The 16,629-nt window shown below is 72.7% G+C and carries 14 protein-coding genes; 9 read left to right on the top strand and 5 right to left on the bottom strand.

The window, feature by feature from the left end; genetic code table 11:
• Positions 1–111: 111 nt before the first annotated feature.
• Together AC07EG_RS26335 and AC07EG_RS26330 are read right to left on the bottom strand one after the other, a co-directional pair.
• Positions 112–768, bottom strand: a complete 657-nt coding sequence (locus tag AC07EG_RS26335; protein WP_478255851.1) for a response regulator — start codon at positions 766–768, stop codon at positions 112–114.
• The gene (locus AC07EG_RS26330; RefSeq protein WP_478255850.1) at positions 765–1,931 is read right to left on the bottom strand and encodes a sensor histidine kinase; all 1,167 of its coding nucleotides are present in this window, start codon (positions 1,929–1,931) and stop codon (positions 765–767) included. The genes AC07EG_RS26335 and AC07EG_RS26330 overlap by 4 nt, the downstream gene beginning before the upstream one ends.
• A gap of 131 nt (positions 1,932–2,062) precedes the next feature.
• On the opposite strand from AC07EG_RS26330, the gene AC07EG_RS26325 reads away from it, so the two are divergent.
• Together AC07EG_RS26325 and AC07EG_RS26320 are read left to right on the top strand one after the other, a co-directional pair.
• Positions 2,063–2,581: a class I SAM-dependent methyltransferase gene (locus AC07EG_RS26325; protein ID WP_478255849.1), complete on the top strand. Its 519-nt coding sequence runs from the start codon at positions 2,063–2,065 to the stop codon at positions 2,579–2,581.
• A 67-nt stretch (positions 2,582–2,648) separates the two neighbouring features.
• Positions 2,649–3,143, top strand: coding sequence for a DedA family protein (locus AC07EG_RS26320; protein WP_478255848.1), 495 nt, complete (start codon positions 2,649–2,651; stop codon positions 3,141–3,143).
• On the opposite strand, the gene AC07EG_RS26315 is transcribed toward AC07EG_RS26320, so the two are convergent.
• Positions 3,140–3,448 (bottom strand): ArsR/SmtB family transcription factor, encoded by a 309-nt coding sequence (locus AC07EG_RS26315; RefSeq protein WP_478255847.1) that lies wholly within the window; start codon positions 3,446–3,448, stop codon positions 3,140–3,142. The genes AC07EG_RS26320 and AC07EG_RS26315 overlap by 4 nt on opposite strands.
• A 71-nt stretch (positions 3,449–3,519) precedes the next feature.
• Here AC07EG_RS26315 and AC07EG_RS26310 point away from each other — a divergent pair, with 71 nt between their 5' ends.
• From AC07EG_RS26310 to AC07EG_RS26300, 3 genes are all read left to right on the top strand, one after another.
• Entirely contained in the window at positions 3,520–4,137 is a 618-nt protein-coding gene (locus AC07EG_RS26310; protein ID WP_478255846.1) for a haloacid dehalogenase type II, read from the top strand.
• A 103-nt stretch (positions 4,138–4,240) separates the two neighbouring features.
• Complete coding sequence (locus AC07EG_RS26305; protein ID WP_478255845.1) at positions 4,241–5,119, top strand: NAD(P)-dependent oxidoreductase; 879 nt, start codon at positions 4,241–4,243, stop codon at positions 5,117–5,119.
• Positions 5,120–5,129: 10 nt separating this feature from the next.
• Positions 5,130–5,633, top strand: a complete 504-nt coding sequence (locus AC07EG_RS26300; RefSeq protein WP_478255844.1) for a DnaJ family domain-containing protein — start codon at positions 5,130–5,132, stop codon at positions 5,631–5,633.
• Here AC07EG_RS26300 and AC07EG_RS26295 read toward each other — a convergent pair.
• Positions 5,599–6,255 (bottom strand): VldE C-terminal domain-containing protein, encoded by a 657-nt coding sequence (locus AC07EG_RS26295; protein ID WP_478255843.1) that lies wholly within the window; start codon positions 6,253–6,255, stop codon positions 5,599–5,601. The genes AC07EG_RS26300 and AC07EG_RS26295 overlap by 35 nt on opposite strands.
• A gap of 258 nt (positions 6,256–6,513) precedes the next feature.
• On the opposite strand from AC07EG_RS26295, the gene dinB reads away from it, so the two are divergent.
• The 4 genes from dinB to AC07EG_RS26275 all read left to right on the top strand — a co-directional run bounded on the left by dinB (position 6,514) and on the right by AC07EG_RS26275 (position 11,044).
• Positions 6,514–7,710, top strand: a complete 1,197-nt coding sequence (gene dinB / locus AC07EG_RS26290; protein WP_478255842.1) for a DNA polymerase IV — start codon at positions 6,514–6,516, stop codon at positions 7,708–7,710.
• A gap of 362 nt (positions 7,711–8,072) precedes the next feature.
• Positions 8,073–9,260, top strand: a complete 1,188-nt coding sequence (locus AC07EG_RS26285) for a sensor histidine kinase (protein ID WP_478255841.1) — start codon at positions 8,073–8,075, stop codon at positions 9,258–9,260.
• Complete coding sequence (locus tag AC07EG_RS26280; RefSeq protein WP_478255840.1) at positions 9,257–9,904, top strand: response regulator; 648 nt, start codon at positions 9,257–9,259, stop codon at positions 9,902–9,904. Before AC07EG_RS26285 ends, AC07EG_RS26280 begins: the two co-directional genes overlap by 4 nt.
• 102 nt (positions 9,905–10,006) lie before the next feature.
• Positions 10,007–11,044 carry a glycosyltransferase 87 family protein gene (locus AC07EG_RS26275; RefSeq protein WP_478255954.1) on the top strand — a complete coding sequence of 346 codons (1,038 nt, stop codon included), beginning with the start codon at positions 10,007–10,009 and terminating at the stop codon, positions 11,042–11,044.
• On the opposite strand, the gene AC07EG_RS26270 is transcribed toward AC07EG_RS26275, so the two are convergent.
• The gene (locus AC07EG_RS26270) at positions 11,019–16,502 is read right to left on the bottom strand and encodes an ATP-binding protein (RefSeq protein WP_478255839.1); all 5,484 of its coding nucleotides are present in this window, start codon (positions 16,500–16,502) and stop codon (positions 11,019–11,021) included. The genes AC07EG_RS26275 and AC07EG_RS26270 overlap by 26 nt on opposite strands.
• Positions 16,503–16,629 lie beyond the last annotated feature (127 nt).

Raw genomic sequence — 16,629 nt, 5'->3', positions numbered from 1 at the left:
CGAATTGCGCCGTGTCACCCGCCCTTCGGGGGAATCCACCGTTTCCCGTGCGGTGCCGCGTAAACTCCGCGATCAATTCCGGTAACACGGCGGAAACAATTGTTGCCCCGGTCAGCCGCCCGGCCGCACGAGCCCGCTTTCGTAGGCGAACACCACCGCGTGCACCCGATCCCGCAGCCCGAGCTTGGCCAGGATGCGGCCCACGTGGGTTTTCACCGTGGTTTCGCCGATGTAGAGCTGTCCGGCGATTTCCCCGTTGGTCCGGCCACGCGCGATCAACTCCAGCACGTCCTTTTCCCGTTCGGTGAGCCGGTCGAGCCGGGCGGCGTGCTCGGCATCGGGTTCACCGCCCAGATACCGGTCCAGCAGGCGCCGGGTCACCGACGGCGAAACCACCGCGTCGCCGCGCAGGACCCCGCGCACGGCCACCAGCATTTCGTCGGCGGGCGCGTCCTTGGCCAGGAAGCCGCTCGCGCCGGCCCGCAGTCCGGAAAAGGCGTACTCGTCCAGGTCGAAGGTGGTGATGATGAGCACGCGCGTTCCCGGCAGCGCCGCGCAGATCTCCGCGGTCGCGGTGATGCCGTCCATCCCGGGCATCCGCACGTCCATCAGCACCAGGTCCGGCCGCAGCCGCACCGCGGCCGCCACCGCCGCGGCCCCGTCGGCGGCCTCCCCGGCGACGGTGAGGTCGGGCTGGCTGTCCACGATCATCCGGAGGCCCACGCGCACCAGTTCCTGGTCGTCGCAGAGCAGCACGCGCACGGTCACGCGCCGACCACCAGCGTCGCGGCGACGCGGTAACCGCCGTCCTCGGTGACCCCGGTCTCCAGCGAACCGCGGTACAACTCCACCCGCTGGGCCATGCCGGTCAGGCCGCGGCCAGACGACGGCAGCGCGGGCGCCGGTGTCCCGCTGCCGCCGGAGTTCACCACCTCGATCCGGATCTCCCGGCGCGCGGCCGGCTGTCCGAAGTGGACCGAAACCCGGCCGTCGGCGCCGGACGGCGCGTGCTTGAGCATGTTCGTCAACGCCTCCTGCACGATCCGGTACGCCTGGAGCGCGGCGCTCGCGGGCAGGTCGCCGTCGTCGCCGGTGACCTCGACGTCGATCTTCCGCCCGTCGCCGTTCGCCTTCGCCACCAGGTCCCGCAACTCGGCCGCGGTCGGCTGGGGCACGCGCGCGGTTTCGCCCGCGTGCAGGACTTCCAGCAGCCGCCGGAGTTCGGCGAGCGCGTCGCGGCCGGTCCGGCTGATCGCGTCGAGCGTCCGGTCGACCGCGGCGGGGTCCTGGTGCCGCACCAGTTTCGCGCCTTCGGCGTTGAGCACGATGACGCTGACGCTGTGCGCGAGCACGTCGTGCAGTTCGCGGGCGATGGTCGCGCGTTCCTCGGCGGCGGCGGCCCGCGCCAGCGCGTGCCGCTCGTTCTCGGCTTGGGCGGCCCGCAGGGCCACCTCGTCGTCGAGCTTGCGCCGCGCCCGCACGAACTCCCCGATCGCCCACGCCGCCACGTGGGCCGCGAAGGCGGCGAGGATGGGCATCGTCGGCCCGCCCGGTGCGTCGGCGCCCCAGGTGGCGCTCCACGCGGTGCCCAGCGCCACATCGGCCACGAACACCCCGGCGCCGAACCACCGCTTGCCACCGGCCACCAGCGTGTACAACACGATCACCATGGCGGCTTCGGTGCGGATGCGGTCGTGGGCGAAGCCTTCGTTGGTGTACTGGACCAGCGCCACCGCGAGCACCGCGATCGCCGCCGCTTCCGGGTGCCACCGCCGGACGACCAGCGCGGCGACCAGCGCCAGGATCGGCAACCACATCAGGACCATCGGCCAGCCCTCCGCGCGGCTCGGCGGAAAGCCGGCGAAGCAGGCGTATACGGGCAGGTCCAGCACCCACGGACGGGCCCGGAGCCAGGAGTTCAGCCTTCGCACCGCCCGAACCTAGCTCCGGCGGGCCCGGCCGCGCGTCCTCCCGCGGTACCCGCCGGGTCCTGCCGGGGGCGGAGGGCACCGGCCGAGCCGGCGGATGTGCGGCCACGCCGGAGCTTCCTGGCGTCACCGGCATGTCGATCACCAGGGAATTCCTCCGCCACCCGGTGCTGACCGGGGCGATCGCGCCGAGTTCGCGGCGGCTCGCCGAGGCGATGACCACCGGCCTCGGCCTGGAGCACGCCCGCACCGTGGCCGAGCTGGGACCGGGCACGGGCGTGTTCACCGAGGCCATCCTGCACCGGCTGCGGCCGGGCGCGCGGCTGGTCGCGGTCGAGCTGAACGCCCGGCTCGCCGGCCCGCTCCGGGACCGGTTCCGCGGTGGCCCGGTCACCGTGGTGACCGGATCGGCGGAGGCGCTGACGACCTGCGTGCCCGGCGAGGTGGACGTGGTGGTCTCCGGCCTGCCGTGGACGGGCACGGCCGCCGAGCAGCAGGAACGCATCCTCGACCAGGTCACCGCCGTGCTGGCGCCGGAGGGCCGGTTCACCGCCTTCGCCTACGGGTACACCGCGTGGACCCCGCCGGCCCGCCGCTTCACCGCGTTGCTGCGAGCGCGGTTCGCCGTGCTCACCAGGGGGCCGCTGGTCTGACCGGACCTGCCACCCGCCTTCGTGCACCGGGCGGCGGTGCCGGTCGCACCGACTCGGGAGGTCCGCGGTGGACACCCTGCTGCACTGGCTCCCTGAGCTGAGCCCGCCCCTGGTCTACCTGGGGTGCGGGCTGGTGGTCGCCGCCGAAACGGCGCTGCTGCCCGGTGTCGTGCTGCCCACGCTGTCCACGCTGCTGCTGATGGGCGTGCTCACCGGACGGGGCACTCTGGACCTGCCGGTCGCGCTGGCGGTGGCCGTGCTCGCCGCGGTGCTCGGCGACCAGCTGGCCTACCTGGAGGGGCGGCGCGGGGGGCCGCGGCTGCGGACGTCGCGGTTCGGCCGGTGGGTGGGCCGGGCGCGCTGGGACCGGGCGGAGTCGTTCGTCGCCAGGCACGGGGTTTCCGGCGTGGCCGCCGGGCGCTGCCTGGCCGGGGTGCGGACGGTGGTGCCGCGGGTCGCCGGGGCGATGGCCATGTCCCACCGGCGGTTCTCCGCCGGGAGCGCGGGTGCGGCGGTGCTCTGGGCGGGCGCGGCCCTGCTCGCCGGGCACCTCAGCGTCTAGCCGAGGTCGGCGAGCACCTTCAGCAAACCGGGGAAGCGGGCCTCGAACTCTTCGCGGCGCAGCCGGACGAAGGTGCCGTTGCCCGCGTCCCACTGCCGGATCAAGCCCGCTTCGCGGAGCACGCGCCAGTGGTAGGTGCGGGTCGACTTCGCCACCGGCAGGTCGAACGACCGGCACGCGCGCTGCTCGTCGCCCGCCCCGGCCAGTTCGCGCACGACGGCGCGCCGGTGCCGGTCGGCCAGTGCGGAGAACACCGCACCGAGGTCGACCTCGGACAGCGGCGGGCAGGGGAATTCGGTCGCCATGCTGGACAGGGTACGACATCTCTCGTACCTTGACGAAGGTACGAATCCATTCGAACCTCAGGAGACCGCTCGTGCTTGCCGTGTTCGACGTGAACGAGACCATGCTCGACCTGTCCGCGCTGGACGGCTTCTTCGGCGGCCCCGAGCCCCGGCGGCAGTGGTTCGACCTGGTCATCCACACCGCGCTGACGATCACCGCCACCGGCGGGTACCGCGGCTTCGGGCAGATCGGCGCGGACGCGCTCGGTGAGCACCACCGGCGTGAGGAGTTCGGCGAGCTGTTCCGCACGCTGCCCGCCCACCCGGACGCGCCCGCCGGACTCGCCCGGCTCCGGGACGCCGGGGTGGACCTGGTCGCGCTGGCCAACTCCCCGCTGGCCACGGTGACCGCGCAACTGCGCAACGCCGGGCTGGAGCCGTACTTCGACCGCGTGTACTCGGTCGAGGAGGCGGGCTCGCTCAAGCCGTCGGCCGCGCCCTACCGGATGGTGCTGGCCGACCGGGGGGTCGAACCGGCCGACGCGGTGATGGTCGCCGCGCACGGCTGGGACATCGCGGGCGCGCACACGGCCGGCCTGCGCACCGCCTTCCTCGCCCGGCCCGGCCAGCGGCAGCTCCCCGGCGGCCCCGAAGCCACCTTCACCGCCGGTGACCTGACCACGCTGGCCGAGCGGATCCTGGCCTCCTGAACTGGGCTTTCGGGCGGCCGTGCGCGAACCGGAAGTGTTCCCGGACCGGCGCCGGGCAGCGTGGAGCCCGACAGAGCCGATCAACGGATTAGGACGGGAACCCATGACGAACAACCCCACCCCGGTCACCTTCATCGGCCTCGGCCCGATGGGCCAGGCGATGGTGCGGGTGCTGCTGAAGGGCGGGCACCCGGTGACCGTGTGGAACCGCACGGCGAGCCGGGCCGACGGTGTGGTGGCGGCCGGGGCGACGCGGGCCGACAGCGCCGCGATCGCGGTGGCCGAGAACGAACTGGTCATCCTCAGCCTCACCGACTACCAGGCCATGTACGACATCCTCGGCCCGGTGGGCGACGCGCTGGCCGGTCGCGTGGTGGTCAACCTCAGCTCCGACACGCCCAGCCGCACCCGTGAGGCCGCCCGGTGGCTGGCCGACCGCGGTGCCGAGCTGATCGCCGGTGGCGTGATGGTGCCCGCCGAGATGATCGGCCTGGAGCCCTCGTACGTGTTCTACAGCGGGCCGGAGGCGGTGTTCGAGCGGTTCCGCGCGCCGCTGGAGCTGATCGGCCGCGCCGACTACCTCGGTGCCGACCACGCCCTGGCGCAGCTGTTCTACCAGGCGCAGCTGGACATCTTCCTGACCGCGTTGTCGGCCTACCTGCACGCGAGCGCGCTGCTGGAGGCCCACGGGGTGTCGGCGGAGCGGTTCTGGCCCTACGCCGAGAACATGCTGACCAGCATCGCGCCGATGATGGGGGAGGCGCCGAAGCAGCTCGACAGCGGGGACCACCCCGGCGACCAGGGCAACGCACGGATGATGGGGGCCACCGCCGACCACATCGTGCAGGCCAGCTACGAGGCCGGGGTGGACACCGGGCTGCCGAGGGCGGTCAAGGACCAGTACGACCGGGCGATCGCGGCCGGTGACGGGGACAAGAGCTGGACCAGCCTGTTCGAGCACCTCCGCCGCCACGTGCGGTGATACTGGAGGCATGACCGAACGCAAACCGCCAGGGGTCGACTTCGAAAGCTGGGTGGACCGCCAGATCCGGGCCGCGCAGGAACGCGGTGAATTCGACGACCTCCCCGGCGCGGGGAAGCCGCTGCCGGGGCTGCGCGGCCCGCGCGACGAGCAGTGGTGGCTGAAGGACTACCTGCGCCGGGAGGGCGTCTCCGCCGGGGCGCTGCTGCCGGAGTCGCTGCTGCTGCGCAAGGAACTGGAGCGGCTGCCGGAGGCGGTGCGCGAACTGCGCACGGAGGAGGCGGTGCGCGAGCAGGTGCGGGAGCTCAACCGGCGGATCGCCGAGTGGATGCGGTTCCCCACCGGACCCCGGGTTCCGGTGGGCCTGGCCGACGCCGACGAGGTGGTCGAGCGGTGGTGGGCGGACCGGGCGGCGGACCGGGTCGCCGAGCCGGAACCGCCCGCCGCCGCCGCCGAACCGCCGGAGCGGCGTTCCTGGTTCAGCAGGTCACGTCGACGTCGGCGCCGGCCTTGAACGAGACGTGCACGTGGTCGAAGTGGTTCGCGGTCTCGCCACCGCGGTCCTCCATCGCCGACCAGCCGCTGCCGTCGTTGTAGCGCTGCCGCCAGATCACGTACTTGACGCCGAACTCCTCCTGGTGCGCCAGCAGGTAGTCGGCGATCTTGTTGCCTTCGGCGGTGCCCACCATGAAGTCGAGGGCGAGGCCGGACGGGTGGTCACTGGCCCCGGCGCGCCCGGCGGCGCCGCCGATGTCGTCCACGTCGAACTTGCCCTTGATGTGGTTGCCGACCTGGGCCACGTGGGGCTTGGTGCCGTCGAGGGTGGTGCCGCACTTCTCGGGTTCGGGGGTCTTCTCCGAGGTGGTGGTGGCCGGCGGGGTCGTGGTCGTGGTGGCGGGCGACGACGTCGGGGGTGGTGTCGTCGTGGTGACCGGGGGCGGGGGCGGGGTGGTGCTCAGAGCCGGGGCGGGCAGGGCCGGGGGTGGCGCCTGGACCGCGAGGGCCACCCCGTGCTCGGGGGACTCCCACGGGCCGCCGGCGAGCCACACCGGCACCACGAGCGCGGCGGCGACGCCTGCGCCCAGGCCGGCCGGCATCTTCCACGACGCGGCCTTCTTGCGGTGTCGTCCTGACATTTCTGCTGCTCACTCACTGGTTCGGGGGTACCGGTGGTAGCTCTCCGTGAGAGCCGTCGGCCACATTACGAAACGGATACGGCAGAGTCACGCGCGAGTGTCAAGCGCCACAAACCGGCTGGGCAACCCTTTTGTGCTGTATACGTCCGCGCAGGTTGAACGGTTCTGCGTGACCTGTCGGCGACTCTCCGCAATCGTCTTCCGGTGTCGAACACGTGTGCGAAGTTCGTCGATTTCGCGAGCCTTTGGTGCGAACATGTGTTCGTGCGAACCGAGGCCACGATCCTGCACGCGGACCTGGACGCGTTCTACGCCTCCGTCGAGCAGCGCGACGACGCGAGCCTGCGCGGGCGGCCGGTGATCGTCGGCGGGGGAGTGGTGCTGGCGGCGAGCTACGAGGCGAAGGCGTGCGGTGTGCGCACCGCGATGGGTGGCTGGCAGGCCCGTGCGCTCTGCCCGGACGCGATCGTGGTGCCACCGCGGATGAAGGCGTACTCGGCGGCCAGCAAGGCGGTGTTCTCGGTGTTCCGGAACACCACCCCGCTGGTCGAGGGCATCTCGATCGACGAGGCGTTCCTGGACGTCGCCGGGCTCCAGCGGCTGCGTGGTGCACCGGCCGGCATCGCGGCCCGGCTGCGGGAGGACGTGCGGCGCGAGGTGGGCCTGCCGATCACCGTCGGCGTGGCCAGGACCAAGTTCCTGGCGAAGGTGGCCAGCGCGGTGGCCAAGCCGGACGGCCTGCTGGTGGTCCCGCCGGACGGGGAGCTGGACTTCCTGCACCCGCTGCCGGTGGAGCGGCTCTGGGGCGTGGGCCGGGTCACCGCCGAGCGGCTGCACGCGCGGGGCATCACCACCGTCGCGCAGGTCGCCGGTCTGGCCGAGGGGCGGCTGGTGTCCATGCTGGGGCGGGCGGCGGGGCACCACCTGCACGCGCTGGCGCACAACCGGGACCCGCGGCCGGTGCGGGTGGGCGGGCGCCGGGGGTCGATCGGTTCGCAGCGGGCGCTCGGCAGGCGCCCGCGCACCGCCGAGGACCTCGACGCCATCCTGCTCGGCATCGTCGACCGGCTCGGGCGGCGGCTGCGGGCGGCGCACCGGGTCTGCCGCACGGTGGTCCTGCGGCTGCGGTTCGCGGACAGCTCGCGGGCTACGCGGTCGCACACGCTGCGGGAGCCGACCGCGCGGACGGAGGTGGTGCTGGCCACGGCGCGGGAACTGCTGGCGGGGGCGATGCCGATGATCGAGGGGCAGGGGATCACGCTGCTGGGCCTGTCCTTGGCGAACCTGGACGATGAAGACGCCGTGCAGCTGACCCTGCCGTTCGGGCCTGCTCCCGAGGGTTCCCTGGACGCCACTCTGGACGACCTGCGGGAGCGGTACGGGGCGGGGGCGGTGACCAGGGCGGTGTTGCTGGGGAAGGACCAGGGGGTTCAGGTGCCGCTGCTACCGGACTGATCGATCTTGTTGTTCAACAATCCACCCAGGGGATCGGTGGCAGGATGCCGGGTCCCTCTCGGGGATTGTTGAACAAGGGATCGGTGCAAGGTCGCCGACCTGGCTCAGTTCGATTGTTCAACAATCCTCTCGGAGGCTCCTGGAGGGCTGCGGCGGAGGACTGGTTGCAACCTTCACTTGGAGGATTGTTGAACAAAAGGATCTTCCTCGGGGGCACGCATCCCGATGCGGGCTGAGCTCCAGGGCGATCTGCCACCTATTCGATTGTTGAACAATCCTCCAGGTGATGAGTGGAGCCGCATCCTCTGAGAGGATGTTGAACAATCGGATGTTCCACGATTCGGCCCGTAAGCTGCCCTCCCATGGCGAGCGAGTGGTGGCGGATCACCCGCTACACCCTGTTCACCGGAACCAAGCCCCAAACCGAACCGGCTCGTTCCGTAGCCCTCCACCGGCTCCGGCTGGTCATCCACTGCGCCATCGGCTTCTGGGGCGGCTTCGTCGCCATGCTCACCGCGCCCGCATCCGTGCGCGGCACCTGGGTGGCCGTGCTGATCGCGGTGGTGGTGGCCGCGCCGGCCATCCTCGCGGTGTGGTCGCCGTTGTGGAGCTGGCGGGTGCTCGTGCTGCTCATCGCACTCACCCCGCTGGTGCACCCCGGCTCCGTCCGCCAGTGGGGCTGGGCCTGGTCACCCGGCCTCGCGCTGGTCACCGCCTTGATCCTCTACGTCGTCGCCGAGAGCCACAGCCAGGCGGTGGTGGCCCGCGTCGCCGTGGTGACGGCGGCTGTCCTGCCGCTGCACGTCGGTGACGTCCGGAACTGGCTGATGCTGCTGGTGCTGATGACCGTGCTGCTGGTCTTCGGCAACACCGTCCGCCAGCGCCGGATCGCCGAGCAGCAGCGGGCGGAGGCCGCCACCAGGTCCGCGGTGTTCGCCGAGCGCGCCCGCATCGCCCGTGAACTGCACGACGTGGTCGCCCACCACATGTCGGTGCTCGCCCTGCGCACCGATTCCGCGCGCTTCCGCTTCCCCGGCCTGCCCGGCGACCTCCGCACCGAATTCGCCGAACTCAGCCAGACCGCCCGCGAAGGCATGGTCGAGATGCGCCGCTTGCTCGGCGTGCTGCGTGCCGAGGACGAGGCCGAGCCGACCGAACCGCAGCCCGCCGCCGACCAGATCGGGGAACTCGCCGAGCGCGTCCGCGCCCTCGGCATGGACTGCGAACTGGACGTCCGCGGCGACTTCGACGACCTGCCCGCCGGGGTGGCGCTCTCGGTCTACCGCATCGTGCAGGAGGCGCTGAGCAACGCCGCCCGGCACGCCACCGGCAGCCGGGTCGCGGTGGAACTGGCGGTGTCCGGCGGCGCGGTCGGGGTCACCGTGGAGAACTCGGCCGGTGCCGGGGCACCCGAACGCGGCGGCCCCGGGCACGGCCTGCTCGGCATGCGTGAGAGGGTCGCGATGCTGGGCGGCACGCTGGAAGCGGGTGCGACCGGCGACGGCGGGTTCCGGGTGGCCGCCCGGCTTCCAGTGAGGGGGGACCAGTGATCACCGTGGTCGTGGCCGACGACCAGACGATGGTCCGGCAGAGCTTCCGCGCCGCGCTCGACGCGCAGGACGACGTGCGTGTGCTCGGCGAGGCGGCCGACGGCGACGCGGCCGTGGCCCGCTGCGCCGAACTGCGGCCCGACGTGGTCTTGATGGACGTGCGCATGCCCGGCGTCGACGGGCTGGCGGCCACCCGCCGCATCCTCGCCGAACCCGGCTGCCCTTCGAAGGTGCTCATGCTGACCACCTTCGACATCGACGAGTACGTCTACGGCGCGCTGCGGGCCGGGGCCAGCGGCTTCCTGCTCAAGGACGCCCCGCTGGACGACCTGGTCACCGCGGTCCGGGTGGTCGCGGCGGGCAACGCGTTGTTCGCGCCGTCGGTGACGCGGCGGCTGGTGCGGGAGTTCACCGCCCGCGGCCCGGCGGTCGGCGCACGGGTCGGCGACCTGACCGAGCGCGAAACCGAAGTGCTCCGGCTGGTCGCCAAAGGACTGTCCAATCAGGAGATAGCCGCAGCGCTGGTGATCGCCGAGCAGACGGCGAAGACCCACGTCAGCCGGGTGTTCACCAAGCTGGGCGTGCGGGACCGCGCGCAGGCGGTGATCGCCGCCTACGAGGCCGGTCTGGTGGTACCCGGGTAGCACGCACCCGCGCCGCACCTACCGGGGGAGCAGCCGGGAAACCGCTCCCCGGCCGGACGATCGGCGCCCGCCGGCGCGGCATCGTCGGTCCCCGTGCACAGGATGATCACCGCGGTTTCGCTGGTGCTGGGAGCGACCGGGCTGCTCTGGTGGTTGCTCGGCCTGCCGCTGGGCGTCGACACCGCCGTCTACCGCGCGGGCGGCTGGGCGGTGCTGCACGGCGACGCGCTCTACGACCACCTGCGGGCCCTGCCGGACTGGGCGCCGGAACTGCCGTTCACCTATCCGCCGTTCGCCGCGCTGCTGTTCGTGCCGTTCGCCGGGCTGCCGCCGCAGCTGTGCTGGTCGCTGCTCGCCACGGCGGCGGCCCCCGCGTTGCTGGTCACCGTCCGCGCCTTCACCGCCGACCGCCGCTGGTGGCTGGTGCTCGGCGGGTTCGCGCTGTACCCGGTCTGGCAGAGCGTCGGGCTGGGGCAGGTCAACCTGGTGCTGATGGCGCTGGTCGTGGCGGATGTGCTGGTGCTGAAGCGATCCCGGCACCGCGGGGTGCTGATCGGGCTGGCCGCCGCGGTCAAGCTGGTGCCGCTGGTCTTCATCGGGCACCTGCTGCTCACCGGCCGCCGTGCCGACGCGATGCGGGCGCTCGGCGCCTTCGCCGGGGCCACCACCCTCGGTTTCCTGGTGCTGCCGAAGGATTCCCTGCGCTACTGGACCTCGGCGATCTTCAGCGACCACTTCGCGCAGACGAAGGGGTGGATCGGCAACCAGTCGTGGCAGGGCTTCGTGACCAGGACCGCGCCGGAGGACTGGCGGCTGCCGCTGATCGCCGGGTTCAGCGTGCTGGCCGTGGCGACCGCGGCACTGGTGGTGCGACGTCGGCACCTGGCCGGGGACGACCGCGGCGCCCTGCTCACCACCGCCGGCTGCGCCCTGCTGATCAGCCCGATCTCCTGGACCCACCACTGGGTCTGGCTGGTGCCGCTGCTGGCCTTCCGCCCCCGGCTGCGGCTGCTCGCCCCGGTGTTCGCCCTGCCGGTGGCGCTCACCGGCGACGTCTACCTCGTCACCGCCGTGGTCCTGCTGGGAGCCCGGGTCCGGGCTCCCAGCAGGCAGCTCAGGCGCGCTCGATCGCTTCGATGATCTTCGGCCGCAGTTCCGCGGCGCTGATGATCGCGTCCACCGAACCCACCTCGACCGCGCGCTGCACGCTGTGCACCCGGTCGAACTCGGTGGCCACCTCGCTGAGCTTCTCCGTCCGCACCGACGAGCGGACCTCGGCCAGCTTCGTGGTCAGCGCGGCCCGCTCGGCTCCGGTGGCCTCGGCCACCCGCGTCTCCAGCTCGGCCACCCGCGGGTCGTTGGCCGTGCGGGAGTTCACGTCACCGGCGAAGACCACCGCCGCCGCCGGGGCCCCGCCGATCACCGAGGCGTACGAGCCCTCCACGGCCAGCACGGTCATGTTCGGGTTGAGCGCCTTGGAGAACACCACGAAGGCCCCGCCGTGGTACCGCGAGATCACCACGAACACGATCGGGCCGTCGAAGTTGACGATCGCCCGGCCGATCTCCGCGCCGTACTCCAGTTGCAGCTTCCGCATCGACTCCGGCGAGCCGTCGAACCCGGACAGGTTCGCCAGCACCACCAGCGGCCGGTTCCCGCTGGCCGCGTTGATCGCCCGCGCCGCCTTCTTCGACGACCGGGGGAACAGCGTGCCCGCGGTGTAGGTGTCCGGCCCGTCGGTGGGCGGGAACCCGCGCCGCGGCACCGACCGCGACTCGATGCCGAGCAGGCACACCGGCCGCCCGCCGAGGTGCACGTCCTGCACCGCGGCGGTTTCCGCGTCGGCCATGCCCGCCCAGCGCTCCAGCACCGGGTGGTCCTGGTCGGACACCGCGCGCATCACCGTGCGGATGTCGAAGGACTTCTTCCGGTCCGGGTTGCTGGCGCTGGAGAAGATCTCGCCGACGGTGGTGAAGTCGCTGCCCTCGGCGTGGTGCGGGTACCCGGTGATGTCGCGGTCGTGCGGGTCGGTGGTGCCGATCGCCCGCGGCCCGGACTCACCCGGCACCACGTAGGTGTGGTCGTAGTAGGACATCAGCAGGTCGCGTGCGGCGGCCAGGTTCGGCGCCCAGTACTGCGCCTGCCCGTTCGGGCCCATCACCCGGTCGTAACCGCCGATGCCGAAGTTGTCCTCGGCCGAGACCCCGCCGGAGAAGTCCAGCGCCTGCTTGCCGGTCAGCACCATCGCCGAATCCGGGGTCATCACCAGGATGCCCCTGGTGTGCATCAGCATGGTGGCTTCGGCGTTCCAGTACGGCTGGGCGCCGACGTTGATGCCGACCACCACGATGTTGATCTCACCGCCGTCCTGGGTGAACCGCACGATCCGCTTGAGCGCCGCCGCCACCCAGTCCATGTTCTCGGTGCCCGAGGACATCGAGATCCGGGCCCCGGAGGACAGCGCGTACCACTCCAGCGGCACCCGCATTTCCTCGGCCAGGTCGAGCGCGGCGATCACCCGCGCGCACTCCGGTTCGGACAGCGCGCCCAGCGACTTCGTCGGGTCGCCGAGCAGCACCACCCTGGTCATGCCGTCGGGGTGGCGCCGGGTCGGCGTGGTGACCACCCCGGCCACGATCGCCGCGGAGTTCCCGCCGCGCGGGCGGTCCACCGGCACCAGCTTGCCGCCTTCGAGGTCGTGCTCGACGAAGCTGCCGTGCTCCCCGGTCAGCATGCCGGTCAGCTCGTACGGGTAGACGGTGCCGCGGCTGCTGGCGCGCAGCACCTTCTGCCGGTAGCTGTCCATCGGCTCGATCGGCTCGGTCTCCGGCACGCCGACCGACAGCCGCGCGCCGTGCCCGGCGTCGTAGCGGATCCGGAACGCGGTCTGGATCAGCTCGCCGGTCTCCGGCTCGCGCCGCCTGCCGAGGAAGAGCACCTCCTCCAGCCCGGCACCCGCGGTGGTGGGCAGCACGCGCTGGGCGATGGTGTTCACCTCGGCCGTGGTCAGCTCGCTCGGCGGCCAGACGTAGACCACGATCCGGTTGGTGCCCAGCCGCTTGCGCGCCGGACGCTGCTGCTGCACCCGGCGGATCGCGTCGAGGCAGGTGGCCAGCACCTGCTCCAGCGCGGGCAGCGCGTACAGCCTGCCCTCGCTGTCGCGCAACGGGGTCAGGTCGCGGACCTGGGCCAGCGCCACCAGCCGCTCGTCGGCCGGGTTGGCCGGCGCCACGCACCGGAAGAGGTAGGCCTCCTCGTCCGGCGACGGCAGCCGGGTCAGGTCGAAGTTGCTCAGCCGCTCGATCTGCATCCGCTGCGCGATCAGCGGGTGCAGCCCGCGGATGAGCCGTTCCTCGGCGAACCCGGCCGAGGACGGGCGGAAGGTGAAGTGGTGGTGCATCACCGCACCGCTGCGCCCGGCCACCGTGGCGGTCACCCGGAGCACCCTGGCGGGCAGGTCCGCGGCGGCGATCACCTTGCGCAGTTCGGCGGCCGCCTCGTCGGCTTCGTCGGGCTGGCCGTCCCAGCTCAGGTAGACGTCGGCGACCAGTTCGCCGTGCTCGGCGAGTTCGCCGATGGCGCGCACGGCTTCCCCGAGCGAGGCGAAGTCGACCGCGGTGGTCACCACGTGCCCGGTGCCCTCGGCCCGCTGGCTCTCGGCCACCACGAAGGTGCAGCCACCGACCTGCTCGGCCCGCACGTTCGCCATGCCGCGGTTGCCGTAGTAGCGGCGGCACAGCACTTCGAGCAGGGGCACGTGGTCCACCCCGGTGCGGCCGATGCGCTGCCCGAGCAAGCGCACCAGCGGCTCGGTGCTGGCCACCATCTCGGCGATGCGCTCGGCGCGGTCCGGGCTGTCCGGGTGCCGGTCGAGGTGCCGCAGGTGCTTGCGGACCGAGGTGTAGACCGCGGCCCGGTTGCGGCGCAGCAGCGGCTGGGCGAACCAGGTGAACACCACGCCGCGCGCCAGGTCCGACAACGCCGGGAAGCGCAGCTGGGTGGCCGCGATGAGGTGTTCCAGCGCCGGGCCGGTGGTGTCCCGCAGCGCACCGCCGGGCGGGCCCTCGGCCAGCCACTGCCGCAGCAGCCTGGCGACCACCTCGGCCGCGGTGGCCGCGTGCTGCTGGGCCAGGAAGATGCGGAAGACCGCGGCTTCCAGCTCCGGCGTGCGCTCCAGTTCGCCGACGCCGTAGTGGCCGAGCACCTTGGCCAGCCGCTCCTGGAAGGTGGCCGACACCCCGGCCCGCTCCACGTCCAGGCTCTGCAGGTAGGTGTGGAAGTACTCGCGCGGGCTGTGCACGCGGGAGTCCGCGGTGGCCCCGGTGAACTCGTCCCCGGCCGGGCGGTTCCGGCTCAGCTCCGACAGGTCGGCGAAGACGGTGAGCAGTTCCAGCTCGCCCGCCAGCGGCCGCCCGCTCTCCGCGGCCAGTTCGGCGCGGGCGGCGAAGTAGCCGTCCAGCACGCGCTCGCCGTCGACCGGGTCGGTGTCGAACCCGAGCAGGAGGTGCCGCAGGTCATCGAGGCCACGCGCGACGCGGTCCGCCGCGGGCACCCCGGCCGGCTCCTCGGGCAGGTCGATCGCCACGCCACCGGAGGCGTCGGCGGCCGGCGCGTCACCGTCGCCGAGCGGTTCCAGGCGCAGCAGCGGCGCGCCGGTGCCCACCTGGCTGCCGACCGAGACCGCGCATTCCTTGAGCCGCGCGCGGAACGGCGCCCGCAGCACGGTCTCCATCTTCATGCTCTCCAGCACCAGGACCGGGGCACCGGCCTCGACCTCGGCGCCGACCTCCAGCGGGGTGGCCACCACGAGCGCGGGCGCGGGGGAGCGCACGACGCCGCCCTCGTCACGGCTGATCCGGTGCGCGACCCCGTCGACCTCGACCAGGTGGATCGGCCCGTGGCTGGCCGCGACCAGGCGGAACCGCTGCCCGCTGACGGTGATCTGCCCGGTGTAGCGGTCGAACCGGTCGATCCGGACGTCGGCGGCGTGGAACCGTTCGCCGTCACCGGACACACCGACGCGGAAGCGCTGCGGCCCCACCCGGGAAACCTGCACCTTGTAGCCCGCCCCGCGCAGCTTCAGCTCCAGCGGCCTGCCGCTGTCGAACTGCACCTGCGGCCTGCCGCCGTGCGCGGTGGACAGCAGCCGCTGCCGCGCGACCCCTTCCTCGTCCTCGTACGCCTCGATGGCGGCGGCGGCCAGCGCGATCGCGGAGTGCCGGTGGCTGACCAGCCCGCCTTCACCGCGCACCCGGTCGATCCAGCCGGTGTCGGCCGAGGCGTCGAGCACCTCGGGCTGGTCGAGCAGGTCGAGCACGAAGCTCTTGTTGGTGGCGCCGCCCTCGATGATCACCGTGGTCTGCGCCATCGCCCGCCGGAGCCTGCCGAGCGCCTCGTCGCGGTCGCGGCCGTAGGCGATGATCTTCGCGATCATCGAGTCGAAGTCGGCCGGGATGGTGTCGCCTTCGCTGACCCCGGTGTCCACCCGGATGCCGGGACCGGCGGGCAGGCCGAGCCGGACGATCCGGCCGGGCGACGGCGCGAAGTCGCGGTCGGGGTCCTCGGCGTTGAGCCGGGCTTCGATGGCGTGCCCCAGCTCGGCGGGCGGCTCCCCTTCGAGCTTGCCGCCGGCGGCCACGTGCAGCTGCGCCTTGACCAGGTCCACCCCGGTGGTGGCCTCGGTGATCGGGTGCTCCACCTGCAGGCGGGTGTTCACCTCGAGGAAGGCGAACAGCTTCTCGCCGGGGTGGTACAGGAATTCGACGGTGCCCGCGCCGCGGTAGTCCACGGCGAGCGCGAGCCGTTCGGCGGCGGCCTTCAGCTCGGCGGCCTGCTCGGGGGCCAGCACCGGTGAGGCGGACTCCTCGATCACCTTCTGGTTGCGCCGCTGGACCGAGCAGTCGCGCACGCCCAGCGCCCACGCGGTGCCCTGGCCGTCCGCGATCACCTGCACCTCGACGTGGCGGGCGCCGGTGACCAGGCGCTCCAGGAACACCACGCCGCTGCCGAAGGCGCGCTCGGCCTCCATGCTGGTGCGCTCGTAGGCCTCGGCCAGCTCCGCGGCGGAGTTGATCACCCGGATGCCGCGCCCGCCACCACCGGCGGTGGCCTTGAGCATCAGCGGGTAGCCGATCCGGCCCGCCGCCTCGATCGCCGCGTCCAGGCTCTCCACCGCGCCCCGGCTCCACGGGGCGACCGGCACGCCGACCTCTTCGGCGATCAGCTTCGCGCCGATCTTGTCCCCGAGGCGGCGCATCGCCTCCGGGCTCGGGCCGACGAAGGTGATGCCGAGCTTCTCGCACAGTTCCGCGAACGCCGGGTCCTCGGCGACGAAGCCCCAGCCGACCCAGGCGGCGTCCGCGCCGGTCTCGGTCAGCGCCCGCCCCAGCACCTCCAGGTCCAGGTACGGGCGGGCCGAAGCCGGGCCGAGGCAGTAGCCGATGTCCGCCTCCCGCACGAAGGTGGCCGTGCGATCCGCGTCCGTGTACAGGGCGACCGTTTCGATCCGCCTCCCGGTTTCCACGGCGAGTTCGCGGACGGCGTGGATGAGCCGCATCGCGGACTCCCCACGGTTGACGATGGCGACACGACTGAACACCGAGCTGAGCCTCCCAAGTCCCGCTGAGTACCCGTAGCCTCTCGCATACCGCCGGGTAGTCATATGTCGTCCTCGGCGCATGGCGGGGGCCCGAGTTTGTAGGAACCCGCCAAAAGCCACTCGACGG

It is taken from the genome of Amycolatopsis sp. NPDC045836 (genome assembly GCF_056431745.1).
Note: the sequence above shows the minus strand (reverse complement) of the source record. Positions and strands in the feature narration are given on the sequence as shown.

Bases quoted from the DNA above. Each gene is read 5' to 3' on its own strand.
- AC07EG_RS26325 (WP_478255849.1), top strand. From the start codon at position 2,063: ATGTCGATCACCAGGGAATTCCTCCGCCACCCGGTGCTGACCGGGGCG.
- AC07EG_RS26315 (WP_478255847.1), bottom strand. From the start codon at position 3,448: ATGGCGACCGAATTCCCCTGCCCGCCGCTGTCCGAGGTCGACCTCGGT.
- AC07EG_RS26305 (WP_478255845.1), top strand. From the start codon at position 4,241: ATGACGAACAACCCCACCCCGGTCACCTTCATCGGCCTCGGCCCGATG.
- AC07EG_RS26300 (WP_478255844.1), top strand. From the start codon at position 5,130: ATGACCGAACGCAAACCGCCAGGGGTCGACTTCGAAAGCTGGGTGGAC.
- AC07EG_RS26295 (WP_478255843.1), bottom strand. From the start codon at position 6,255: ATGTCAGGACGACACCGCAAGAAGGCCGCGTCGTGGAAGATGCCGGCC.
- AC07EG_RS26285 (WP_478255841.1), top strand. From the start codon at position 8,073: ATGGCGAGCGAGTGGTGGCGGATCACCCGCTACACCCTGTTCACCGGA.
- AC07EG_RS26275 (WP_478255954.1), top strand. From the start codon at position 10,007: ATGATCACCGCGGTTTCGCTGGTGCTGGGAGCGACCGGGCTGCTCTGG.